Consider the following 2,241-nt stretch of genomic DNA (forward strand, 5'->3'; position numbering starts at 1 on the left):
TATCAGTATAATATATAGTGTAGAAAGCGTTTATATTTAAGGAGGATCCAAGTAAAAAAAATATTAAAAAAACGATTTCTTTATTAATTTCTATCACTTTATTTTCTTCTTTATGTGCACCTGTATTTGCGTCAGATATTAGTTTATCTATTCCTGTTCAAATAAGCGAAACAGAGACATGGTTTTTTCCTACCGAAAAAGACTATGAGGCTTATTTGAATCATAAACAAGTAAGCGGTGATATTATGACTTGTGGGGAATATTCAAAAACGAGTGAAGTATTCAGACAAACATTGAAGCATAAGTTTGTTGGATATCATAAGTTAACTCCAAGCTGGACAAAGTCATCATCATATACAATAGAAAAAGGTGTGAGTAGTAGTGCTTCTCTTAAAACAAGTTATGATGGTATTTCTTTCACTTTAAGTTTAACGCATACAGCTTCTGTGAGCACAACTATTCCTGCTAATAGTAAAAAATATAGTCGTCTTGGAATATCTGGAGATTTCTTGGTAAAACATATGAGAACAGACTACTTTGATTCAAGTGGATTATATGATTCATATAATTATATTTCCAAAAAGACGCTAGCATCCTATATTGATGTTAAATATAAATCTTAATGTATAGAGGTATAGTTTTATGAGTACTAAAACAATAAAGTTTCTTTTCTGTTTTGTTATTTATGTGATTTTATTTATTGCAGTTGCTTTTTATCCTGATCAAACAATTGTGGCAATCCCTATCGCAGATACGCTATTTGAGTTTGTTTCAATACCAACATTTTTCCACTCATGTCTTTTAATTCCATTTATTGGAAATACAGTGTTACTTATCTACTTCTTTAAGGATGAAATTAAAAATTTCTTCAAATTCTAGGTTATAATAAAAAAGCGAATTACTAGTATATACATAATAATCTTAACTTATAGCAGGAATCCTGGGAGATAGCGGAAGCTATCTCTTTTCCGATGTTTTTAAGTGCGTCTAAAATATGAAAAGTATTCATTATGCAAAAGAGAATAGCCTTTTTAGGAGGGTATATACGAAAAGAACTGTAACGCTCAAGGTAGTAGTCAATACTGTCTATTCGTTACAGCTCCTAGATTTTTGAATCGATTGAGTTATGCAATCTTTTCACCTTTTAATAACTTATAAACGATATAAGCGATTAAAGCACCAATGAGTGGTGATAATAAGAATACCCATAACTGATTAAGTGCAGTGCCTTTGCCAAGTATCTTCATAATAACTGCTGGACCAAATGATCTTGCAGGGTTAATAGAAGCACCGGTAAATGGAATACCTAAAATAGTAACAAGTGTTAAAGCACCACCAATTAATAATCCAGATAGTCTTTCTAATCTTTCATCATTTACTACATGTAAGTACACTAATACAAATACAAAAGTTAATACAGCTTCTACAAGAATAGCACCCTTTACATCTAATGAAATCATACTTAAAGAACTATAACCTGTTTGTCCAATACCTAAAGTAGTGATAGATACACTAGGAATACATTTAAGAATACCAAGTAATAATCCACTTGCAAGAAGTGCACCTAATAGTTGTGCCACAATATAAAGGAACATTTCTATGAGAGAGATAGCTCCATTAAAATACATTGCAACAGACACTGCTGGATTGACATGTGCTCCTGAAATAGAAGAGAACATATAATAAACAAATGTCATTGCAAGACCAAATACAACTGCAATACCGATAATACCTGCTACTGTACTATATGTAGAACCTAATCCTGTAGATCCAAGTAATGCATAAGCTGTAGTACCTAGAAATACAAGTAGGAAAGTACCAAGTAGTTCAGATAGAAATTTCTTGATTTTCATTGAATACCTCCAATATTTTTATGAAATGAGTGTAAGACAAATTCAATAACTTGTCAAATGACCCTAATCCATGTAGAATGTGAAAAGGTGATGAAAATGAAAAAATTCAAAGATTTTAGAGTAACAGTATTTATGATTGTTATGATTCCTGCATTACTCGCATTATCTATTTATTCCAAAGTTGTATGGCATTCACAGATGCGTTTTGTCTTAGCTCTTATTATGACAATCACTATCGCATTAATCTGTCTTGCTGGCTATAATCTTCACTTATATAGCGATATTATTATGATATATACATGGAAATATGTCGCATTACTTCCAGAAATGATTGAAGTAAAGGATATTAAATCAATCAAGGCAGTAAGTAAACATAAGATCAAGATTG

At 31.1% G+C, this 2,241-nt stretch carries 3 protein-coding genes; 2 read left to right on the forward strand and 1 reads right to left on the reverse strand.

The features are described 5' to 3' along the window. Positions 1-215 precede the first annotated feature (215 nt). Complete coding sequence (locus B2S90_RS01195) at positions 216-623, forward strand: hypothetical protein (protein WP_286696417.1); 408 nt, start codon at positions 216-218, stop codon at positions 621-623. Positions 624-1,124: 501 nt separating this feature from the next. On the opposite strand, the gene B2S90_RS01200 is transcribed toward B2S90_RS01195, so the two are convergent. Then, the gene (locus B2S90_RS01200) at positions 1,125-1,853 is read right to left on the reverse strand and encodes an MIP/aquaporin family protein (protein ID WP_286696418.1); all 729 of its coding nucleotides are present in this window, start codon (positions 1,851-1,853) and stop codon (positions 1,125-1,127) included. A 96-nt stretch (positions 1,854-1,949) separates the two neighbouring features. Between B2S90_RS01200 and B2S90_RS01205 the strand changes: the two genes are divergently transcribed. Further along, the coding region (locus B2S90_RS01205; RefSeq protein WP_286696419.1) for a hypothetical protein at positions 1,950-2,241 on the forward strand (292 nt) is incomplete at its 3' end.

It is taken from the genome of Catenibacterium sp. UBA627 (assembly GCF_002299355.1).
Taxonomy (GTDB): Bacteria; Bacillota_I; Bacilli_A; order Erysipelotrichales; family Coprobacillaceae; genus Catenibacterium; species Catenibacterium mitsuoka.